We start from the raw sequence: 20,519 nt of genomic DNA, 5'->3' as shown, positions 1-20,519 counted from the left end.
AATGACAACGTTTAGAGTCGGTACTGCCCAAACGACACTGGTTTATTCTCCGTAATCCTGTTTAATCGCTTGGTTCTAGAGCTTGGGACTAGCAAGCATCCCAAGGTAGGAACTTTAACTCTTGCTCTAAACGAGTAGTCTGGTCAGGTGGAGTCAACCAGCAAGCCCCTGCCTTTTAGGCATGGGGTCGCTACTTAACGAGAGAACTCTGACAGTTAATTAAATTCCTCCCTTCCTTAAAAAGTCGGGAATTGTGCAGCCCATCAACAAGCCTTTTTGAAATCGTATTGAGCAATCCGGGTAAAGGCGTTTTCCTTTATCTTTCCAGCCATGAAATCGTAATCCGTAATTTTGATTACGAATTACGAATGACAATTTATTTAATCGCTCCTTGCCCAAAGAATTTCGGTGGTTCCGCGAGGGTGTAAACTTGAGTTTCTGCTGCGATCGCTTTCCGCAAATGCAAAGGCAAGTGCAGCATACCGACAAGAGTGACACCATCTAGCATGCGAAAACCACTGCTTGTTTTTTCCTTCAACAGTTGGTCAGTTGCTTCTGGTTCAGGTCGCGTGTCAATTGTTTCGTCTGAAGCTAGGGCAAATCCCCAAGGTCTGCCATAGGTAGAAGTGTAACTGCTATATGACTGAACATTAGAAAACACCTCTTTTAGAGTCCGCACGAGGCGGGCGTGGAGGGTTAATTCTCCAGGAGACACCGGACCTGCTTGAATAACAAAGAATCCTTTGGGAGCGAGTACCCGACGGACTTTCTCAAAGTATTCCTTGGTAAACAATGGAAATGATGGGCCCGATTCAATAGGATCGGAAAGATCCGAGACGATCACATCCCATTGCTCTTGAGTGGTATCTAAAAAGTCGAGGGCATCCGCGATAATAACTTGGAAACGCTCATCGTCAAATGCATTTTGGTGCATCTCACTCAAGTGTTGGCGACATGCTTCCACAACTTCGCCATCAATGTCAATCATGACCACTTTTTCAACGGTATGCCATCGCAGCACTTCCCGTGCTGTAGCCCCCTCACCGCCACCAAGAATTAAGACTTTACGAGGCGCACCGTGAAAAATCATTGCTGGGTGAACCAGAGGTTCATGGTATAAAAATTCATCACCAGTGCAAGATTGCCACTTTCCATCTAGAACCAGTGCCTTACCATAAGTACCGGTCTCTACAATGTACATTTCTTGGTAGATAGTTTTTTTATGGGCAAGTACCTCAGTCACTCCATGAGAGTAGATATCCCAAGGTGTGATGTACTCGCTCATCCAAAAATCCGCACCCACATTGCTACCTGACATACAATTACCCTCTTTACTCCTTGACAGTTGTCAGTTTTTACCCATCAGTTATCAGCAAACACTGATAACTGAATAAGTTTTCGCTGATTTGATTAACGCTCGCCAGCTACCTGAAGGAACAAGCTGTCTTCCAGTCTCTTTTGGATATCTGGAGATAGCCTCCCTCTAGGAATTGTCAAGAGAGTATGATTTTTGGCTTGGAACGCTTGCAGCAGGTATTTGCAAGCTTTTTCTGGCTCTGCGTGTTCACCGCAGGTAAAAATATCTACCGCGATGTAGCCATGTTCCGGCCAAGTATGTATTGAAATGTGAGACTCGGCTAACAATGCTAGACCAGTTACTCCATAAGGCTCAAAATGGTGGGTAACTTCCGAAAGCAGAGTAGACTTGGCGACTTTAGCCGCTTCCTCAAGAGCCTGCTTAATAAACACAGGATTGTTGAGTAGGTGTGTTGGACAGTTGTAAAGCTCTAAAATGCAGTGTCTGCCAACTGGAACCAAAGGTGTGTCCCCCACCGGGTAAGATTGCATTTCCAATGTTTGACCCTTAAAACACAGAAGACGACAAAAAATGAACCTCTGGCATGATTAAATGCACGCCTCGCTACTTTGTTACTTTTAAATTAGCTTTGGTACTAAAGAGGTTGCCATGCAGTTATGCACAGAACGGCAATTATCGCATACTTAGAGTGGCTTTGTGTATAGTATTTTCTTATAAAAATACTCGCAGGAAAATTTATCAATTATCTATACTATTGTGTTATGTATGTAACACATTGTTAAGCTTGAACGCAACTGCGAAGCCATGACGTTTGATTGGTACATTTATGATGGGCTAGGCGTGGGTGTCGGGGTTTCGACAGGCGTTTCGGTGGGTGTGGGTGTCGGGGTTGCGGTAGGCGTTTCGGTAGGCGTTGGCGTCGGGGTTTCGGTAGGCGTTTCGGTAGGCGTGGGTGTTGGGGTTTCGACAGGCGTTTCGGTAGGCGTTGGTGTCGGCGATGGGGGTGGAGTGGGATTTTCTGCCCTAATGGTGAGTGAATAATCTAAGCTGTCTCTAGAAGCCACAGACACAACGACAAACTCATAAAATTTGCTTTCTGGAAGTTTCAGGGACAAATTACGTTTTTGCGAATCTTCTAAAATTTGGACTTTACCACTGGGAGAGTAGACAGAAAGCAAAATTTTGGGGCTAGCATTCAGCTTGACTTCCATTAACTGCCCTTTGCTAAGGTCTGCTATGAAAACTTTACCCTCTCCTGGTTTTAAGGTGCCGTTTCTTCTGGTACTAGTAGCCCCGTTATCGAATTGAATTCTAGTCAGAGCACTTCCAGCTAGAATAGCGTTGAGTTTATCGCTGACAAATCCGTACCATACTTGTCCAATAGGTTGATTGATAAAATTTTTGCCCCTCTGTTGTGGAAATTGCCGAAAGAAAGCCGCATCTCCTAAATCAAATAAAGAGCGGCTCCCAACATTCACTTGGTTGACTTGCACCTTCCAGCGATCGCGTTCTGCAACTGTAAAACTACCGAGTTGTCTGCGTGCGCCAGAACTCAGGACGGAGAGTTTTAAAAGAGTTTCGTCTGCTATACCATCCCATTGTGCCCTCAGTTGTAAATCTTCGGGATTATCCGTAAGAATGCGGTTGCGTAAACTTGGATTTTTCTCCCAGAAAAGCTGATTGACCAAATCAGTGAAAAACTTTACTTCAATACCCAATTGCTGGCGTCGTTCCTCCAATCTTGCCTTACGCTGCCGTTCTTCAGGAGGAAGTTTTGGGTCATCCGATGACAGGGAACCATCGGGATAGGAGTTTAACAATTGAGTCACCCCCCACACACCTACACCAGCAGTAATAGTCAATACCATTGCGATGATTATGATTTTACCGGGTGACCACCAACTGGTTGAGGGAGTGGGGGCGGGAGGGAGGGAGGGAGTGGGGGAGTAGGGGAGTGGAGGAGATACGGCTAGGGTTTGTTCTGTTTGCTTTGGCGGTGTTGGTGGGGGAGAAGGAGGGGGAGGCGGAAAACTAACAGCTGGGGGATTGAGTGCTTGCAGAACTTGATTGGCAGTTTGGTAGCGCATTCCCGGTGTCGGAGATAGCATTTTATCTAAAATATCCCCAAAAGACGGGCTGACATTAACTTCCTGTCGCCACTGCCAAGTGAGAGTTAGGGTATCAATTAATTCTTGTGGCTGTTTGCCGGTCAGTAAAACAAGCACAGTTGCGGACAAAGCGTACAAATCGCTGTGAGGCTCAACTAACCCTGTCTGCATCTGTTCTGGAGGAGAAAACCCTGCTTTCCCCAAAAGCGTGGGTGGAAGAGGCAATGCTACAGCATCAGGCTGATTGTAATACTGTGAAACAACGGTTGCAGCTACTTGTTTCACACCACCAAAATCAATTAAAACTGGTAGTTGGTCGAGGGTGCGAAGCATTAAATTCTCTGGAGAGATATCTCGATGAATGACTCCCAGAGAGTGGATATACTCTAACACTGGCAAAATTTGCTGCAACAGAAAGCGTACTTCTAATTCTGTAAACCGCAAACCTTGCTGTTTTCTAGCTTCTAATAAAGAGCGGTAAGTTAGCCCTTCTACATAGTCTTGAACTAAAAATAAACATTCCTTCCCGTCTAAATTACTGCGGAACAGTTCTCGAAAGCGGGGAATTTGGGGATGTTGCAGTTTGTAGAGAACACTGGCTTCCCGTTGAAACAGTTCTTCAGCTTTTTGTAAAACGTAAGCTGTTTGAACTTGAGGGGAAAATTCTTTTAAAACACAAAGTTCACGAAAACGATTGCTATCCTCAGCCAAATAAGTACGTCCAAACCCTCCTTGACCGAGTTGACGCTTAATAAGATACCGATTGCCCAAAGTTTGTCCCGGTTGAATACCAGCAAAACTCACCGGGTTATCCAACTTTTCCCCACAATGAAGACAAAAGCGACTACCTGTGGGATTTTCGTGTCCTTTGGAGCAATAAACGGGATACATATAAAGTAATTACTAACTACTAACCATTCCTAGTTTGCAGATTCTAGTTTACTCACTCGATCGGCAGCTAGTGCATACCAGATTTGACCGTAAGTTTGGGAGTCAAGTTTCTCATCTCTACGCCGTTGCTGTGGAAACAATCTATCAAATTTGTTATTTGTGTCACTAGTAAGTTGCTCAATGCTGTAGTCTCCGAATTGTCCTGACTCTAATTGCCTCCTCCAAGTTTCGTAATCCCGCCCGCTGTATCTTCCGAGTTTACTCCGCACTTGGGTGCCGAGTTCTGCCTGTTCTAACTTATTTAACAAGTCTTCCGCAATACGGTACCAATCATTTCTTAAAGAAGCATCTTCTGGATTACCTGTCAAAGCCCGTCCGTTAATTTCAGGATGTCTGGTATAAAAAATTTTATCTACCATTGGTGTAAAAAATGCATCTTGAATTCCTAGCTGCTGGCGACGGCTGGTTATTTCAAGGATACGTTTTGCTTCATTATTATTTGAGGGATTGATGTCAGGTGTGGAAATCTCCGGAAGTTTGGGTAAAGAAATGCTTGGCACGGTAATAGATGATACTGTAGTAATAACAGCATTGACTAGCGCCCAAGTTCCGGCAAACGTTAGGAGAACAACGCTGGTGCCAACCAGACTTAAGGCAAAGGGACGCAGCCAAGCTGGCACGGGGAGGTTTTGAACAGCTGCTTGAGTTTTATTGTGGAGTTTGCTAACTATAGTTTTGATGGGTTTTCTACCAGGGGAAACGACCATTGTTTTGAGTTTGGTTATTGGAGCGTTTACAGCTGGTTTGGCAGGGGTGTATAGTTGTAAATTCTTGAGAACTTCATCTGCTTTTTGGTAGCGATCGCTTGGTTTATAAGCCAGCATAATTTTTAGAACAGATTCCAATTTGGGGCTGGCTTTAATTTCCGTTCCCCAGCGCCAATTTCCGTCATAAGTGTCGTAAAGTTGTTGTGGTTCTTTGCCAGTCAATAACACAAGTGCCGTCACCGCTAAAGAGTATAAATCGCTACAAGCAAAAGCTTTCCCTTGACGTAACTGTTCTTCTGGTGCGTATCCTTTTTTCCCTAAAATAGTGCGATTGCCACTGAGTTGAGTCAACCAAAACCCTTTAGAAGCAGGTAATTGCTTGACCCCACCAAAGTCAATAAGTACTGGTAGATTATCGGTACGCCGCAAAATCAAATTATCAGGAGAGATATCGCGGTGAATAACATTGAGACTGTGGATGTAAGATAAAACAGGAAGTATTTGTTGCAGTAGCTTGACAACTTCCTCCTCACTAAAGGTTTTCCCCTGTGCGATACGAGCTTCCAACAAATCCCAGTAGTTGTCACCCTCTACGTAGTCCTGCACCAGCAAAAAGAAATCTTTATTACCCAAATGCACCTGCAGCGTTGAGTGAAAACGCGGAATTTGGGAATGGTGCAATTGTTTCAACACACTAGCTTCGCGTTCAAAAAGTTCCTTTGCTTTTTGTAAATCCTGCGGTTCGTCAACTTGGGGTGCAAATTCCTTCAGCACGCACTGTTGTGGAGACTGCTTCAAATCTTCCGCTAAATAGGTGCGTCCAAATCCCCCTTGCCCCAATTGGCGAAGAATTCGGTATCGACTATCTACAATCTGCCCTTGTGCAAGAGGTAATGGTTCACCGCACTGAGTGCAAAAGCGGTTACCTTCTTGATTTGCGTGATTTTTGCTGCAGTAAAAGTGCATGGTGCTGAAGGATGAAAGGTTTTTATGAATTAATACAAAATGAAAAGCTGCAATTACGAAGATAACTGCCTTCGTCTTGCTACCTCTCTAACAAATTCCAGAAAATTCCCCATCCAACGGAAGCAGTAGGACAGTTTGCGATACGAACCTTCAATTGCACCTTTTGAGGGAGGGGCAGCACAAGAGCAAATGTGCGAGTAGGGAACAATGCCATCTCCCCTACTGCACATTGTATCCAATACCGTTTCACGAAAAAGATAATACAAATCGGTAGTGTAAAGATGCGCCATAACGCTTCTGAACAGAATTTATATGTATCAAGATTAATGTGAAATGGTACAACCGAAAATTGCTAGGTTTATACATACAGCAGATTGCACTAAATGAGGTACAGGTCGTTGTAAGGGCGTGGCGGCCTTGCGCCCCTACCGATGTACTTCATTTACCTGAAAATGCTGTATCTTGCACCACCCGCCCCCAATCGAAAATTGTAAGCTGAAAAGCTGATGACTTCGTAGGGTGGGCACTGCCCACCACTTATTGAAAAAGCTGATGACTTGGTAGGGTGGGCAGTGCCCACCACTTATTAAAAAGGTGCAAGATATCAGTTTAAGCTTTATTCAGCTTTTCAACTCCCATTTTTGTCATCATCGTCGTTACCTCGGTTGTCATCACTCAGTACCTGAAGGAGCACAGGTACTAATGCTGCAACTAGAGGGATGTATTCTGGCTGCTGGACGCCAAGCCATAATACGCAACTAAAGCAACCAGACAGAAAAACTTTTGCGATTTTCTGGAATTTCATATAAATTGGATGTAGATATTTTGTAGCCCTTAAATTGTTACAAGCATTTAAGGCAGTGAACAGCGGTCATAATTTTCCCAAAAAGACTGTTTTGACCGCTTTTTATCAAAACAGTTTTTTTGAAAATTCCGTATCTTAAGTCAAATTAGTAACTTTTGTTTGAGCATTTTTCACTATTGCACTAGTAGGTTTTCAATTCTGATTACTTAAAGGCAGAGAGAAAGAGACCCTTGGAGAGGACAGCCTTTGAGTCGTAAGAAGATAGATGCACCTAACTAATACCGTTTCAATATCAAGATGCCTCGCAAGAACCCCACCGCCTGCGGCACCTCCCCTTAACAAGGGAAGGTTAGGAGGGGTAAAAATAATGTGCAGCTTCACGGAGAATTGGTATCAGACACAGGGAGAAGGAGATATAGTTTGACCGCAAACGGGCTGTTTTCTTCTGTATTCTATTCAAGCACAAAAACCATGAGTGTCAACCACAAAAACCATGAGTAAAAACCATGATTTTTCATGTAATATGAAAAATATAATCTCTTGTGACCAAGAATGCAAGACTCCCGGACTGCTAGAATATTACCATGAAGCGTAGAAGCGTAGGGTGGGCAGTGGTTACCAACATCGAACGATGGTTAGTGCCGTACTCTGCTGGAAAAGTCGGTAAGTTTAGAGCGGGCAAGGAGTAAGTTGCAAGACTTGGTTAAAATTTACAAAAAGAAAAAACGATAAGATAGAATTAAGGTTTTGAATGGATAGTAGCTTGTGCCAACTTGTAAATACATGACATTTGAAGAAGCAATCAAGGTTGTAGAGGCAGCATTTCAGGAGCATGAGGACAGGCACCTGAATGATGTTGAATTAGCTATACTTCGTGGCTCTTGGGAAAATATGACCTATGACGACATGGCAAAAAACTTCCAATACCAAGCAAATTACCTCAAGGGCGATGCTGGCCACAAGTTCTGGAAGAAACTGTCAGAAGTCTTGGGAGAATCAGTTAGTAAAAGGAATTTCCGAGCAGTGTTGGAGCGATCGCAATCGCGGTTTTTCCAAGATGGCGCTACACCAATGCAGCCGATAGATTTGGATTGTAACTATTATATAGAGCGCCCTCCTATTGATTCTTTATGTCGAAAGGAAATTATGACACCTGGTGCTCTGTTAAGGATTAAGGCTTCCCCCAAAATGGGCAAAACTCTACTTTTGTCTAAATTAATCAATCATACAGCAAAAGTGCCTGGTTATAGAGGGGTGGATTTAAAACTGCGGTTAGCCGAAAAAGAAGATTTCGAGAATTTGGATACATTCTTGCAGTGGTTCTGTAGTAGCGTTACTCAAATGCTGGAGCTAGAGTCAGACAACAAAGTGAAACAACACTGGGATAAACACCTTGGTAACAGCAAACTAAAATGCATGGACTATTTTGAGGATTGTCTGTTAAATGACAAACAGGGTTCCCTGGTCTTAGGCTTGGATGACGTAGATCGGATTTACCAATTTTCCGAAATTGCTGAAGAATTTTTGGGTCTGCTGCGAAGCTGGCATGAGAAGGCAAAAACTCGCCCTGTTTGGCAAAAACTTCGATTGATATTAGTGTATACCGAGGAGTACGCTCCTTTGGATATCAACCGCTCCCCATTTACTGTAGGCACAGTAGTAGAGTTACCAGAATTTAGCCCAGCTCAAGTGGAAGATTTGGCAAAGCGATATGAACTGAATTGGAACACCACTGAAGTTCAGCAGCTAATGGAGATGGTAAACGGACATCCGTATCTGGTGCGGGAAGCTCTTGAACACGTAACATCGTGGGACATAAAACTTGAAGATTTGTTAGCAACAATAAAACATCCTACGAGAGCTGGGATATATAGTGATTTGTTACAAGAACACTTGTGGAACTTGCGAAAGTATGTAAAACATAAAGAGACACTCAACCATTCAAAACTAGAAGAAGCACTTAAAGAAGAGACACTCAACCATTCAAAACTAGAAGAAGCACTTAAAAAAGTAGTTATGAATAATTCCCCAGTGGAATTAGATTCAGTTCTGGCGACGAAGTTATATGAATTGGGGCTAGTAAAGCTGCAAGGCAATGCCGTGATACCGTTCTGTGAGTTGTATCGTTTGTATTTTAAAGAACTCCTAAAAGACACCCAATGAATACAGAAGCAAACTCAGCCTATAAATATCAAGTTGGAGGCAGCCTATCAATTGATGCCCCCAGCTATGTAATGCGGCAAGCTGATGAAGAACTCTATGAAGCATTGATGAGTGGCGAGTTTTGTTATGTATTGAACTCGCGGCAGATGGGCAAGTCTAGCTTAAAAGTGCAGACGATACATCGTTTGCAACAAGAAGGCGTTACCTGTGCTGACGTAGATATTACAACAATTGGCAGCCAGTCTGGAATACCTCCTGAGGAGTGGTATGTAGGCTTTGTTGATTTGCTGTGTAGAGATTTCAATCTTTCAATTAAAAAAGAGTTAGAAGGTTGGTGGATTTCGCGTCAGCATCTTTCTCCCGTTCAACGGTTAAGTCATTTTATTGAAGAGGTACTGCTGCCAGAGGTTTCCCAAAATATCGTCATATTTATTGATGAAATTGATGCTCTTCTGACCTTAAACTTTAAAGATGATTTTTTTGCGTTTATACGTGCCTGCTATAACAAACGTGCCAACAATCCAAAGTACAGACGCCTCACCTTTGCTGTACTGGGAGTAGCTACACCATCGGATTTGATTGAAGATAAAAAAAAGTCACCATTTAACATTGGTAAAGCGATTGAATTACACGGCTTTTCCCTAGAAGAGGTTATACCTTTAGCTTCAGGGTTACAGCGGAAGGTCAAAAACTTAAAAGCTGTACTCAAAGAAGTGTTAACTTGGACGGGTGGTCAACCTTTCCTGACCCAAAAGCTCTGTCAACTTATTGCAACCTCAGCATTGCCTATTCCACAGGGTAGTGAAGCTAAGTGTATTGGTAACTTAGTCCGCTCTTCAATAATTGAAAATTGGGAAGCTCAAGATGTACCCCAACATTTAAAGACTATTCGCGATCGCATTTTGGGGAGTCAGGGAAGAACTATTCGTTTGTTGTCGCTATATCAGCAAATTTTGCAACAAGGAGAAATTACTGCTGATGATAGTCCAGAACAGATAGAGTTGCGGTTGTCAGGATTGGTTGTAAAGCAGAGCAATTCTTTAAAAGTTTATAACCGCATTTATGAGAATGTTTTTAACCAAACTTGGGTTATGAGGCAGTTGGGGATTGCCCGTCCCTATGCTGAATCCTTAAAAGCTTGGTTGGATTCTAAATATGACCAATCCTGGCTGTTGCAAGGACAAAAGCTCAAAGAAATTCTAGAATGGTCAAGGCATAAAAGTTTAGGCGAGCAGGATTACCAATTTCTAAGTGCCAGCCAAGAATTAGAAAGAGAAAAAGCTCAACAAATAGCCTCACATGAAGGGATACGAGCTCGGCAGTGGAAACAAGCTGCTATTTTGATTGCTGCTGTTGCAGTTCCTACTTTCTTAGGGGGAGGATTTGTGTTGTGGCGGCAGTCTATATCTTCTTGTCCAGCTCATCACATTAAGCTAGAAGACGATAGCTGTTCACTTGTAACTAGCAGTGGGGAGAGTATCCTCTTTCGATCTGAAGGTAACTTTGACCTTACTCGCGGGGTTGAGGCTTTCAAATCAGGTAAATATCAACCAGCAGTTGAGTTTTTTCAAAAAGCTGTAAATAGTGCTCCAAATAACCCAGAACCACAGATTTACCTTAATAATGCCAAAGCCCGTATGAAAGGCTCTCCTTTCACCCTAGCAGTTGCAGTACCAGTGGAGAACATTGCCACTAACGCTAAAGAAATGTTGCGAGGTGTGGCGGATGCACAAAGTCAATTCAACGGTGTGGCGGATGCACAAAGTCAATTCAACAAAGATAAAGATTTAAATGGTCGGTTATTAGAAATTATCATAGCCAATGATGGAGATGACAAAGAGCAAGCACAGAAAGTTGCCCGCCTATTGGCTGCCGACCCAGATGTTTTAGCAGTAATTGGTCACAATTCCAGCGATACCAGTGCTTCTGCATTACAGGAATACGAAAAAGCCGGGTTGGCTGTGGTTTCTCCCACTAGTACCAGTTCATCTTTAAAAAGTAAGGTTTTTTTCCGAACAGTTCCTTCTACCACAATAGCAGGTAACAAGTTAGCTTACTATATCAAAAGCAAGTTGCTCTTAGACAAACTAGTCATTTTCTTTGATTCCGAGAGCAACTATAGCAAAAGCGCGAAGCAAGACTTTGAAACGGCTTTCAAATTACAGGGAGGGAGGGTTGTCAAACATGTTGACCTGAGGGCTTCTAATCTAGATCCTAAGGCTGTAATTGAGCGCAGTGTGAATCAGGAGGGAGTACGCGCTGCTGTTTTATTACCAAGTACACAAACAATTTCTGTCGCCATCTCTGTTGCTAGGGCAAACGCTAAACTACAGCAAAGGTTGCAGCTATTAGGTGATACTGCGCTGTACAGTCCCAACACCCCAATACAGGGTGGAGATGATGTTGAGGGGTTAATTTTAAGCGTACCCTGGTTTGATGATGGAACTTCTTCCTCTCCAGAATACGCAAAAAACGCAAGGGAAAGATGGAAGGGAGAGATTAATTGGCGAACTGCGGGTGGTTATGATGCAACACAAGCTCTCATCGACGCGTTATCTAAAAACGCCACACGAGAAACAATACTTCAAAACTTAAGGTATGTGGATCTTCCACCAGATAAAACCTCAGGGGATAGGCTCAGGTTTTTTGCAACAGGCGATCCGGATCGGGAATACCGCCTCGTTCAAGTTTGTAGAAGTGGACCTGCTCCTCAAGGTTCTAAATCAGGTTTTTGTCCAATCGAAAAGGAAAACCAAGACACAAAATCGTCCTCCCAAAATAGTACTGTTGTGCAAGGTAACGAAGAGAAAAACCAAGACACACAATCTCCCCAAAACAGCACTAGTATACCGAGTCAGTAGGTTGGCGATATGCATTTCACAATTTCCATTGGTGTAGAGACACGCTATCTGACATCTTGCAGCTTCTTAATAAGGCAACGGTGGGCAGTGCCCACCCTACGAAACAATCAGCTTTTTAGCTTATGATTTTCGATTGGGAGAGGGTGTAATATTTACCCATCTATCTATAGCTATACAAAAAGCGGAAGGAGTTGTGAAAATGAAGGTAGAACAGCAGCAACGAGCGATCGCAGCATTTCAAGAGTTTTTAACTACCGATCTGGGCACACTCCTTCAGCAACATATTAAGGCAGATGCATCAATCGCAGCCCTAGCTTTATTTCACGATGTGGCTGTGAATGTGCCGGCTTACAAAGATTTTCTGGCACAACACGCTATAAATCCCGAGGAGTACCAAAATGCTGGGGATTTCCAGAGGATTCCAGAACTGACAAAACAAAATTACCTGCTACGTTATCCTTTAGCTGACTTGTGCCGCTATGGGCAGTTACAAACCTGCGATACGATCGCTGTTTCCTCAGGTTCTACGGGAAAACCTACTTTTTGGCCCCGTTTCTTTGCTGATGAAATGCAAATTGCCACCCGTTTTGAGCAGGTTTTTCATGACAGTTTTTATGCAGATGCCAAACGCACTCTGGCTGTCATTTGTTTCACTCTGGGAACCTGGGTGGGTGGAATGTTTACAACCAATTGCTGTCGCTATCTTGCCAGCAAGGGTTACCCTATTACTGTAGTCACTCCCGGTAATAATAAAGAAGAAATTTTTCGCGTCGTCCAAGAATTGGGTTCGTCTTTTGAGCAGGTTGTTCTCTTAGGGTATCCACCATTTTTAAAAGATATTATCGATACTGGTATTGCTCGTGGGATTGAGTGGCAGCGATATCAGGTAAAATTGGTTATGGCGGGAGAGGTGTTCAGTGAGGAATGGCGTAGTTTGGTTGGCGATCGCCTTGGTTCCCGTAATTTCTGCTACGATTCAGCCTCTCTCTACGGTACAGCAGATGCGGGTGTACTGGGCAATGAAACACCTTTAAGTATTTGCATTCGGCGGTTTTTAGCCAACACTCCAGAAGCAGCGCGGGCTTTGTTTGGTGAATCCCGTTTACCTACACTAGTACAATACGATCCCATCAGTCGCTTTTTTGAAGTGAAAGATGGCGCACTGTTATTTTCAGGAAATAATGGCATTCCTCTGGTGCGTTATAACATCTTAGATAATGGCGGCATAATGACTTACGATGCCATGCTCCAGTTTTTAGCAAAATGGGGCTTTAACCCAGTAGCCGAATTGCAGGAACACGGTGGACGAGGAATCTATCCGCTACCATTTGTTTATATCTTTGGACGCTCAAACTTTACAGTTTCTTTCTTTGGAGCAAATATTTACCCAGAAAATGTGACGGTAGGATTGGAACAATCAATTATTAGAGAATGGGTGACGGGTAAGTTTGTGTTGCAGGTGAAGGAAGATGCAGATAAGAATAGGTATTTATCTGTTGTTGTGGAGTTAGCACCGGGGATAGAGAGTAGTGAAGAGAAAAAACAAGCGATCGCATCCTCTATTCTCGAACAGCTAAAACGCCTTAATAGCGAATTTGCCAACTATGTTCCTCCAGAATACCAAATGCCACAAGTTGCTTTAGCTCCAATGGGCGATCCCGAGTATTTTCCTATTGGTGTTAAACATCGTTATACGCGGAAATGAACTCAAGGATAATACAAATATGGTTCAGGTTGTGTTGGGTTTCGTTCCTCAACCCAACCTACAATGCTGTGTAAATTTAAATATAAAAGATTAGATAAAAGACGCGCCATGGCGCGTCTCTACAGATAAGAATTTCCAAGAAATCAATTAAGAATTTCCAAGAAATCAATTAAGGATTTCCAAGAAATCAATTAAGGATTTCCAAGAAATCAATTATCCATATTGTGGGGTGGGCATCCCTGCCCGCCCTTACAATTTACAGATCGGGAGGCAAAATCACGTTATCAATAACATGGATAATGCCATTGCTAGCTTTGATGTCAGGTTGAACTACTTTAGCGTCATTTACCATGACACCACCTTGTTCAACTTTGACATTAATTGCACCGCCCTCAACACTTTTGACTTCACCAGATTTCAAACTGCTCGACTCTACAGCACCTGGTACTACATGATACCTCAAGATTTTTACCAGGACTTCCTTGTTTTCTGGCTTTAACAAATCTGTTACTGCGTCTTGTGGTAGTTTGGCAAATGCTGCATCGGTAGGCGCAAAAACAGTGAAGGGTCCTTCTCCTTGCAAAGTTTCTACTAGTCCAGCTGCTTTTAATGCCTTGGTTAGCATTGTGAAGGAGCCGTTAGACTCTGCCACTGCTACTATGTTTTTGCTATCTGTTGTACCTGAGGAAGGCGTTTCTTGTGCTGGTTTACTGGGTGTCTCTGGCGTACTCGGTACTTTAGTTGGCGGGGGAGTTGGAGTGTCTGGGGTTGTGTTAGAAGGGCTACTTGTTCCGCCTCCAGGACAAGCAGCACGGTTATAAGGGCATTCCTGCAAAATACTTGGGCTTGGGTTTGTTCTCCCACTGCCGCTTTGTGCTACTGTCTTTTCAGCAGGATTGTTCTTGGTAGATTTCGTTGCCGTTGTAACATCTGTACTGAGCGTGGACTCTGAGTTGATCGGAATACGCTGAGTCTTGTTATAGGGGGCTTCATTGAAAATACTGGGGTTGGGATTTAATACCTCGTTTGCTCCAACAGGTAGACCAATCAGGATACTAACACTCGTTACTCCCACAATGTTAGCCACTTTGGTTAGCAAATTGCTGTATTCAACCTTCATATAATTTATTTGGCTTTTGTTTCCAAGTGTCACCACTATTGATTTATATCATTTTGTTACACACACTATCTCACTTAAGAAGTAATATTTTTTCTTATTAATGCCCCACCTATTATATCTGTTGAAATTTGGAAGTTAGATAAATGTTATGTTGTTATTCTTCAGTTAATTGACTTGGAAAAAACCCTTATAGACGTTTTCATTAAGGATTATGTTCCCTGTTAATTCATTTTTTTCAATTACCTATTTTTCGTTAGTTGACGAGCGGCAATATCTAGTTAAACAAGGATAAAGGATAAAGGATGAAAAATAAATTCATAGATACGAGATTTTTAATTTATTGGAGGTCTTATTTTATACTTTATCTTTGATACTTCATACTTTAAATGTTGGGTTGAGGAACGAAACCCAACCTACGCTCTGTTCAATGTTAATTTGAGCAATTATATCTAAGCGATCGCTGACGAGATTTAGAGAGAAAAGTCTAAATTCAATTAAAAATATCAATTACTCTACCGAAGTAAAGATTGTAGAATCAATAAGTACACTAAGCACAGGAACTGAAAAATGCTGGAATTATACCAGTTTGAACTATCTCAGTACTCAGAGAAAGTTCGTCTGCTCCTAGATTATAAAGGGCTGGAGTACCGTAAAATTGAGGTGACACCTGGAATCGGACAGGTAGAATTGTTCAGTTTGACAGGTCACCGACAAGTACCAGTGCTCAAGGATGGGAGTAAATATATTGCAGATTCCACAGAAATAGCTAAGTATTTAGACTCACAATATCCGGAACGCCCGTTGATACCAACCGATTCTAAACAACGCGGTTTATGCTTGATGATGGAAGAATGGGCTGATGAGTCAATAGGCACAAAAAGTAGTAAAGCACTCTTTTCTGCTATAAGTCAAGACCAAAATTTTCGGAAATCTCTACTCCCAACTACAACACCAGACTTTGTGAAAAATCTCGTGAAAGAAGTACCCAGCGAACTGCTACAAGTGATGGGGTTAGGAGTAGGTTACACTCCAGATGTTATACGCAGTGCGATCGCTGACTTAAAGCAAGATTTGGAAGCACTAACACTATTGTTAGCAGATAGTCCTTATTTAGTAGGAGACGAACCAACCCTAGCTGATTTTGCCGTTGCGAGTTTATCAATATTATTGAAGTTCCCTAGCGGTTCCTATCTAAATTTGCCAGAACCTCTTAAAGGCAAAGGGGTGCCTATATTTGCAGAAAACCCAGCTTATGAACCATTCTTTAGCTGGCGAGACCGTCTTTACGCTCAATATCGCAAACCTTTATTAAGTTCTTTTGAGACAACAGCACCAAGTGCCCCAACTTCAATTCAAATTGAGTAATTTTTTAGCGGTTAGTCGTTAGTCGTGATTTATTTTTCCACTAACTACTAACTACTAACCACTAACAACCAAAATTTCTTTGGTGCAAAAAGCGAACTTTCCAATTACAATGCAACATATGATAGGAATGAAAATGTAAAAATGAATCTGGGACAGCCATTAGGTTCGGTTATACAAGGCTCTCTCATAGGGGGATTAGAAGTAAGATTGCACCCCGATATTTCAGTAGAAGATATGCGGGTGGGTAAATTTTTGGTGGTACAAGGGGTGCGATCGCGTTTCTTCTGCATGCTAACAGACGTATCTTTGGGTGTAGCCAACCAGAGAATTATTGCTAACCCTCCTAATTGGGACGACACTTTTTTGCGAGAGGTTTTAGGGGGAGGCGGTACATACGGCACGATAAACCTTGCTCCGATGCTGATGTTTACGCCTGAATCTGAAGAATCTTTTTCTGCGACAAACAGTAAATCTGCAAATCCCTTTGTTCCATCGGCAACAGGTTTGGCTTCATTTCAGGCACAAACTAGTACGACAATGGAATTACTACCCGTAAAAACAATTCCCAGCCACTTCAGCCAGGTTTATGAAGCGTCTGAAGATGACTTCCGTAGAGTATTTGGTTGGGAAGACGATCCCCAAAGGAAAAACTTTTCCATTGGAAAACCACTGGATATGGACGTACCAGTCTGCCTCGATTTAAATCGATTTGTAGAAAGAAGTAACGGAGTTTTTGGGAAATCTGGAACAGGCAAATCCTTTTTAACAAGATTACTTTTAGCTGGGACAATCCGTAAAAATGCAGCAGTTAATTTGATTTTTGATATGCACTCCGAATATGGCTGGGAAGCCGTCTCAGAGGGCAAACAATTTAGTACTGTTAAAGGTTTAAAACAGCTTTTTCCCGGCAAAGTAGAAGTATACACCGTTCTCCTCAACCCCAGAATTCTTCTTTTAGATGAAGCCACATCCGCCCTGGATTCTGAATCGGAAGCTTTGGTGCAAGAAGCATTAGAAAGGCTTATGGAGGGACGCACTGTATTTATTATCGCTCATCGCTTAAGTACAGTGCGACGGTGCGATCGCATTTTAGTTCTGGAAGGGGGACAGATTGTTGAGTCGGGAACTCACGAGGAATTGCTGAAGCTGGGAGACCGCTATGCTAGATTTTACACACAGCAGTTTAGCTTAACTTACCCACATTAACCTTGCGTTATCCACAAAATGTACATAACGCTTACTATATAAGCATTAAACCAAAACGCTGAAAATTTCAGAGAATTATGAAATTCAACGTAACACTTGACCGTGACGAAGATGGAGTTTGGATTGTAGAATGTCCCAGTATTCCTGGTTGTGTCAGTCAGGGACAGACAAAAGAAGAAGCTCTGGAAAATATAAAGGATGCGATCGCTGCTTGTTTACAAGTTCGTGCAGAACTTGGTTTACCACTTACTATCGAGACTTATCAAGTCGAGGTTGTGGCTTAGGTATGTCATCTGCACTTCCTGTTCTAAGCGGTCGTCAGGTAGTCCGCATTTTTGAGAAATTTGGTTGGCAAGTAGTGCGGCAAAGTGGAAGCCATATCATCTTGGTTAAGGATGGTGAAATGGCAACACTGTCTGTACCTGACCATAGTGAGATAGCGAAAGGAACTTTGCGTACCCTTATTCGCACTGCTGGACTTACCGTGAAAGAATTTGTGTCTGCGGCTTGAGTGCTTATTATGACAAAATTAACTTCAAGGGCAACCAATCTTTGCAAAAAATACAAGCTTACAACCAATGGATTCCTTTTTGTCATAGCAATGTGGATAGTGAGCCGACTGGTCATTGTTGTGGCAATGCAGGTTATCGCTCCTTTGCTTTACACATCACCCGTACAGACCCATTGGCAAACCTCCCATCCACTCGATTTTGTTCCCGGCTATATTCCTAAACCCAGTTGGGAACTCTTCTCCCATTGGGACGGTAAGTGGTACCGAAGAATTGCAGTTGCTGGTTATGACTATGCCGATGACGGACAGCAGCATTCCGTTGCTTTTTACCCCCTGTTTCCCTTGGTGATTCGTGGGGTGATGATGCTGGGCTTACCCTTTGAAGTGGCAGGTACACTTGTAAGCAATCTGGCGTTTCTGGGTGCGTTACTGCTGTTATACTCTTGGACAAAAGAGCGTCACGGTATTTCTGTTGCAAGGTGGGCAACTGCTGTCATGGCTTGGTGTCCTTTTTCGCTGTTCGGCACTGTTATTTACACTGAGGGATTGTTTTTACTGATAACGACAGCAGCTTTGCGAGCATTTGACAAACGCCAACACCTACAAGCTGCTATTTGGGGTGCATTGGCGAGTGCAACTCGAGCAACAGGAGTTACACTCATGCCCGCCTTTCTTTTTGTGGCTTGGAAAGAAAAAAGACCTGCGCTGGCTTATGTATCGGGTTTGGCTGTAGGAATTGGGCTGATTTCATTCAGCGCCTACTGCGGTTTTCGATTTGGCGACCCCTTGGCATTTGTTCGCATACAGAAAGCATGGGCGCAGCCAAGTTGGTGGTTTATATTGACAGATGCTCTAGACGTAGGTAGAGATAGCTTGATTAAAGTTGTTATGGTTTTTGGTGGTGGCTACCTGTTATGGTATTTACGCCACAAACTTAGCAGGGTTGCTGTCGTTTATGGCTTTTGTTCCTTGTTGCTCACGATCTTCTCCGGCGCTTTAATGTCCATCAACCGCTATGTTTTTGGCATCGTTTCGATGTCTATCGCATTTGGGATGTTGCTTTCCCAGTATCGTCGTTGGGGATACGCAATATTAAGCTGGTTCGCCATATCGCTTTTGTTCTATGCAATTGACTTTGCCGTCTGGAACTGGGTGGCATAGCTAAGCCATTGCCCTAGAATTATCTTATTGTCTTGATACTATCAATTTGTTTTGCAAATAGGTCGGTAAAAATGCTCATAACCGTTCGCTCGCGTACCTTAATATTTGCACTGATTGACATTCCTGATTGAAGTGGCACTTCTCGATTCTTAATCTTAATATCTTGCCGTTGTAAGCGAATTTTGGCGGGGAAACTGTAGTACGGACGAATTTGGTCTGGTGGTAAAGCATCTGAACCTATCCAAACAACTTCACCTTTGACATCACCAAACTCGCTAAAGGGAAAAGAGTCAATTCTAACATCCACTGTCATGCCCTCTTTTATAAAACCAATATCTTGGTTAGTGATATAAACCTTAGCAGTGAGAGCTTCATCAGGAACAATTTTGACAACAGCTTGACTGGGATTGGTTACAAAACCAGGGCTGCGAGCTTGTAAATCAAAAATAATTCCATCTGCCGGAGCGCGAAGTTCTTGATATTGTAGGTTTAACTTTGTTTGACTAATTTGACTTTCAACTTCAGCAATCCGCTTCTCATTTTCTAAAATTGCTTTATTCAATTCGCTATCAATTTGGGCAATTTGTTTGTCATTATTAGCAATTTCAGTCAAGAGCTCTTTTTTTGCTGCAGCAATAGTATTGCGAAGCTTTTCCTGGGATTGGGTGATGGCAGATCTCAAACGTGCTTGTTCTTGTGTCAGCCTTTCCACATCACCTTGGTGTACGCGAACCTGCTCTTGTTGCTTGAGGTATTGTAAGCGAGCAATTGCTCCCTCTTTGACCAGAGGTTCAATATTGTTGAGAATAGTCTGGTTAACTTGCCGAATATCTCGAGCAGAGGATAACTGAGCTTGGCTTTCGTTGAGTTGTTTTTTTAATTGCTCTGTTTGCAATTCATCAGATGCGATGCGAGCATTTAATTCTGTGCGGCTAAATTCCAGACGAGCCTCTTCCTCTGGGGACAAATTGTTTTGATATGTCCCATTTAATTGAGCGCGGTAAACCCGATTTTCTGCTATAAGTGCGGCGCGGCTTTGAGTCAGAGAAGCTAATCCTGGAGGTAACTTGACTTGCGCTATCAATTGTGCAGTTTCCGAACCTGCTCTGTTGCCAATCAGTTGAGCGCGGTAGAATTGATTTTCCTGTGTTAAAGAAGTGCGAATTTTAAGCTGAGAAATGAGCTGTGCCTGCACGGCTGTTGCATCCAGTCTCAAAAGCAAATCACCACGGCGTACTCGTTGTCCATCCTTAACAAAGACAGCTTTTACAACTCCAGCGACAGGAGTTTGCACTTCTTTGACAGTTCCTTGAGGTTCTAGTTTTCCTTGAGTGGGAATGGCTTCCTCAATTTTGGCAAAATTCGCCCAAACCAACACTACGGAAGTGACTCCGACAATTCCCCAAAGGATAGCTCTCGACCAAAAAGCCGACTGACGTAAAACGACTGAACGCGTAAATCCCTTGTCCTCAGCAGGAGTATTTGTAGGTACTTTTATCTCAGGTTCAAGAGCCCTTGGTGGTATTAATGGTCTTTGATTGAACTGAATGGTATTGGATTCGTTCATAGTTA

At 42.9% G+C, this 20,519-nt stretch carries 15 protein-coding genes; 8 read left to right on the top strand and 7 right to left on the bottom strand.

The genetic code is table 11. From position 1 onward, the window contains the following. Positions 1–376: 376 nt before the first annotated feature. From ACYRY3_RS26430 to ACYRY3_RS26410, 5 genes are all read right to left on the bottom strand, one after another. Positions 377–1,318, bottom strand: coding sequence for a fused MFS/spermidine synthase (locus tag ACYRY3_RS26430; RefSeq protein ID WP_460204595.1), 942 nt, complete (start codon positions 1,316–1,318; stop codon positions 377–379). Between the two features lie 92 nt (positions 1,319–1,410). Further along, positions 1,411–1,848: an adenosylmethionine decarboxylase gene (speD, locus tag ACYRY3_RS26425; RefSeq protein ID WP_460204594.1), complete on the bottom strand. Its 438-nt coding sequence runs from the start codon at positions 1,846–1,848 to the stop codon at positions 1,411–1,413. A 294-nt stretch (positions 1,849–2,142) separates the two neighbouring features. Beyond that, positions 2,143–4,317: a protein kinase domain-containing protein gene (locus tag ACYRY3_RS26420; RefSeq protein ID WP_460204593.1), complete on the bottom strand. Its 2,175-nt coding sequence runs from the start codon at positions 4,315–4,317 to the stop codon at positions 2,143–2,145. A 29-nt stretch (positions 4,318–4,346) separates the two neighbouring features. Continuing rightward, positions 4,347–6,050, bottom strand: a complete 1,704-nt coding sequence (locus tag ACYRY3_RS26415) for a protein kinase domain-containing protein (RefSeq protein WP_460204592.1) — start codon at positions 6,048–6,050, stop codon at positions 4,347–4,349. 628 nt (positions 6,051–6,678) lie between these two features. Next, positions 6,679–6,855, bottom strand: a complete 177-nt coding sequence (locus ACYRY3_RS26410) for a hypothetical protein (protein ID WP_460204591.1) — start codon at positions 6,853–6,855, stop codon at positions 6,679–6,681. 783 nt (positions 6,856–7,638) lie between these two features. On the opposite strand from ACYRY3_RS26410, the gene ACYRY3_RS26405 reads away from it, so the two are divergent. From ACYRY3_RS26405 to ACYRY3_RS26395, 3 genes are all read left to right on the top strand, one after another. After that, the gene (locus ACYRY3_RS26405; RefSeq protein ID WP_460204590.1) at positions 7,639–9,018 is read left to right on the top strand and encodes an AAA-like domain-containing protein; all 1,380 of its coding nucleotides are present in this window, start codon (positions 7,639–7,641) and stop codon (positions 9,016–9,018) included. Further along, positions 9,015–11,879 (top strand): AAA-like domain-containing protein, encoded by a 2,865-nt coding sequence (locus ACYRY3_RS26400; protein ID WP_460204589.1) that lies wholly within the window; start codon positions 9,015–9,017, stop codon positions 11,877–11,879. Before ACYRY3_RS26405 ends, ACYRY3_RS26400 begins: the two co-directional genes overlap by 4 nt. Before the next feature lie 199 nt (positions 11,880–12,078). Then, positions 12,079–13,584, top strand: a complete 1,506-nt coding sequence (locus ACYRY3_RS26395) for a phenylacetate--CoA ligase family protein (protein WP_460204588.1) — start codon at positions 12,079–12,081, stop codon at positions 13,582–13,584. Positions 13,585–13,840: 256 nt separating this feature from the next. Here ACYRY3_RS26395 and ACYRY3_RS26390 read toward each other — a convergent pair whose 3' ends face one another. Further along, positions 13,841–14,704 (bottom strand): fasciclin domain-containing protein, encoded by an 864-nt coding sequence (locus tag ACYRY3_RS26390; protein WP_460204587.1) that lies wholly within the window; start codon positions 14,702–14,704, stop codon positions 13,841–13,843. 567 nt (positions 14,705–15,271) lie between these two features. Here ACYRY3_RS26390 and ACYRY3_RS26385 point away from each other — a divergent pair. The 5 genes from ACYRY3_RS26385 (at position 15,272) to ACYRY3_RS26365 (ending at position 18,947) form a co-directional block, all read left to right on the top strand. After that, entirely contained in the window at positions 15,272–16,069 is a 798-nt protein-coding gene (locus ACYRY3_RS26385; protein ID WP_460204586.1) for a glutathione S-transferase, read from the top strand. Positions 16,070–16,210: 141 nt separating this feature from the next. Next, complete coding sequence (locus ACYRY3_RS26380; protein ID WP_460204585.1) at positions 16,211–17,275, top strand: helicase HerA domain-containing protein; 1,065 nt, start codon at positions 16,211–16,213, stop codon at positions 17,273–17,275. A 77-nt stretch (positions 17,276–17,352) separates the two neighbouring features. Further along, on the top strand, positions 17,353–17,559 hold the full coding sequence (locus tag ACYRY3_RS26375) for a type II toxin-antitoxin system HicB family antitoxin (RefSeq protein ID WP_460204584.1): 207 nt from the start codon (positions 17,353–17,355) through the stop codon (positions 17,557–17,559). A gap of 2 nt (positions 17,560–17,561) precedes the next feature. Further along, entirely contained in the window at positions 17,562–17,786 is a 225-nt protein-coding gene (locus tag ACYRY3_RS26370; protein WP_460204583.1) for a type II toxin-antitoxin system HicA family toxin, read from the top strand. 90 nt (positions 17,787–17,876) lie between these two features. Continuing rightward, complete coding sequence (locus tag ACYRY3_RS26365; protein ID WP_460204640.1) at positions 17,877–18,947, top strand: mannosyltransferase family protein; 1,071 nt, start codon at positions 17,877–17,879, stop codon at positions 18,945–18,947. A 19-nt stretch (positions 18,948–18,966) separates the two neighbouring features. Here the strand turns inward: ACYRY3_RS26365 and ACYRY3_RS26360 are convergent, their stop codons facing one another. After that, a complete protein-coding gene (locus ACYRY3_RS26360) occupies positions 18,967–20,514 on the bottom strand; it encodes an HlyD family efflux transporter periplasmic adaptor subunit (RefSeq protein ID WP_460204582.1) in 1,548 nt (515 codons plus the stop codon). Positions 20,515–20,519: the final 5 nt, after the last annotated feature.

It is taken from the genome of Scytonema sp. NUACC21, assembly GCF_054684315.1.
The sequence above is the reverse complement of the archived record's forward strand: the minus strand, read 5'-3'. Positions and strand labels throughout refer to the sequence as shown.

Coding starts and splice junctions, on each gene's coding strand:
- ACYRY3_RS26420 (WP_460204593.1), bottom strand. CDS start 4,317: ATGTATCCCGTTTATTGCTCCAAAGGACACGAAAATCCCACAGGTAGT.
- ACYRY3_RS26390 (WP_460204587.1), bottom strand. CDS start 14,704: ATGAAGGTTGAATACAGCAATTTGCTAACCAAAGTGGCTAACATTGTG.
- ACYRY3_RS26375 (WP_460204584.1), top strand. CDS start 17,353: ATGAAATTCAACGTAACACTTGACCGTGACGAAGATGGAGTTTGGATT.
- ACYRY3_RS26410 (WP_460204591.1), bottom strand. CDS start 6,855: ATGAAATTCCAGAAAATCGCAAAAGTTTTTCTGTCTGGTTGCTTTAGT.
- ACYRY3_RS26380 (WP_460204585.1), top strand. CDS start 16,211: ATGAATCTGGGACAGCCATTAGGTTCGGTTATACAAGGCTCTCTCATA.
- ACYRY3_RS26400 (WP_460204589.1), top strand. CDS start 9,015: ATGAATACAGAAGCAAACTCAGCCTATAAATATCAAGTTGGAGGCAGC.
- ACYRY3_RS26370 (WP_460204583.1), top strand. CDS start 17,562: ATGTCATCTGCACTTCCTGTTCTAAGCGGTCGTCAGGTAGTCCGCATT.
- ACYRY3_RS26405 (WP_460204590.1), top strand. CDS start 7,639: ATGACATTTGAAGAAGCAATCAAGGTTGTAGAGGCAGCATTTCAGGAG.
- ACYRY3_RS26385 (WP_460204586.1), top strand. CDS start 15,272: ATGCTGGAATTATACCAGTTTGAACTATCTCAGTACTCAGAGAAAGTT.
- ACYRY3_RS26360 (WP_460204582.1), bottom strand. CDS start 20,514: ATGAACGAATCCAATACCATTCAGTTCAATCAAAGACCATTAATACCA.
- ACYRY3_RS26365 (WP_460204640.1), top strand. CDS start 17,877: ATGTGGATAGTGAGCCGACTGGTCATTGTTGTGGCAATGCAGGTTATC.
- ACYRY3_RS26415 (WP_460204592.1), bottom strand. CDS start 6,050: ATGCACTTTTACTGCAGCAAAAATCACGCAAATCAAGAAGGTAACCGC.
- ACYRY3_RS26395 (WP_460204588.1), top strand. CDS start 12,079: ATGAAGGTAGAACAGCAGCAACGAGCGATCGCAGCATTTCAAGAGTTT.
- ACYRY3_RS26430 (WP_460204595.1), bottom strand. CDS start 1,318: ATGTCAGGTAGCAATGTGGGTGCGGATTTTTGGATGAGCGAGTACATC.
- speD (WP_460204594.1), bottom strand. CDS start 1,848: ATGCAATCTTACCCGGTGGGGGACACACCTTTGGTTCCAGTTGGCAGA.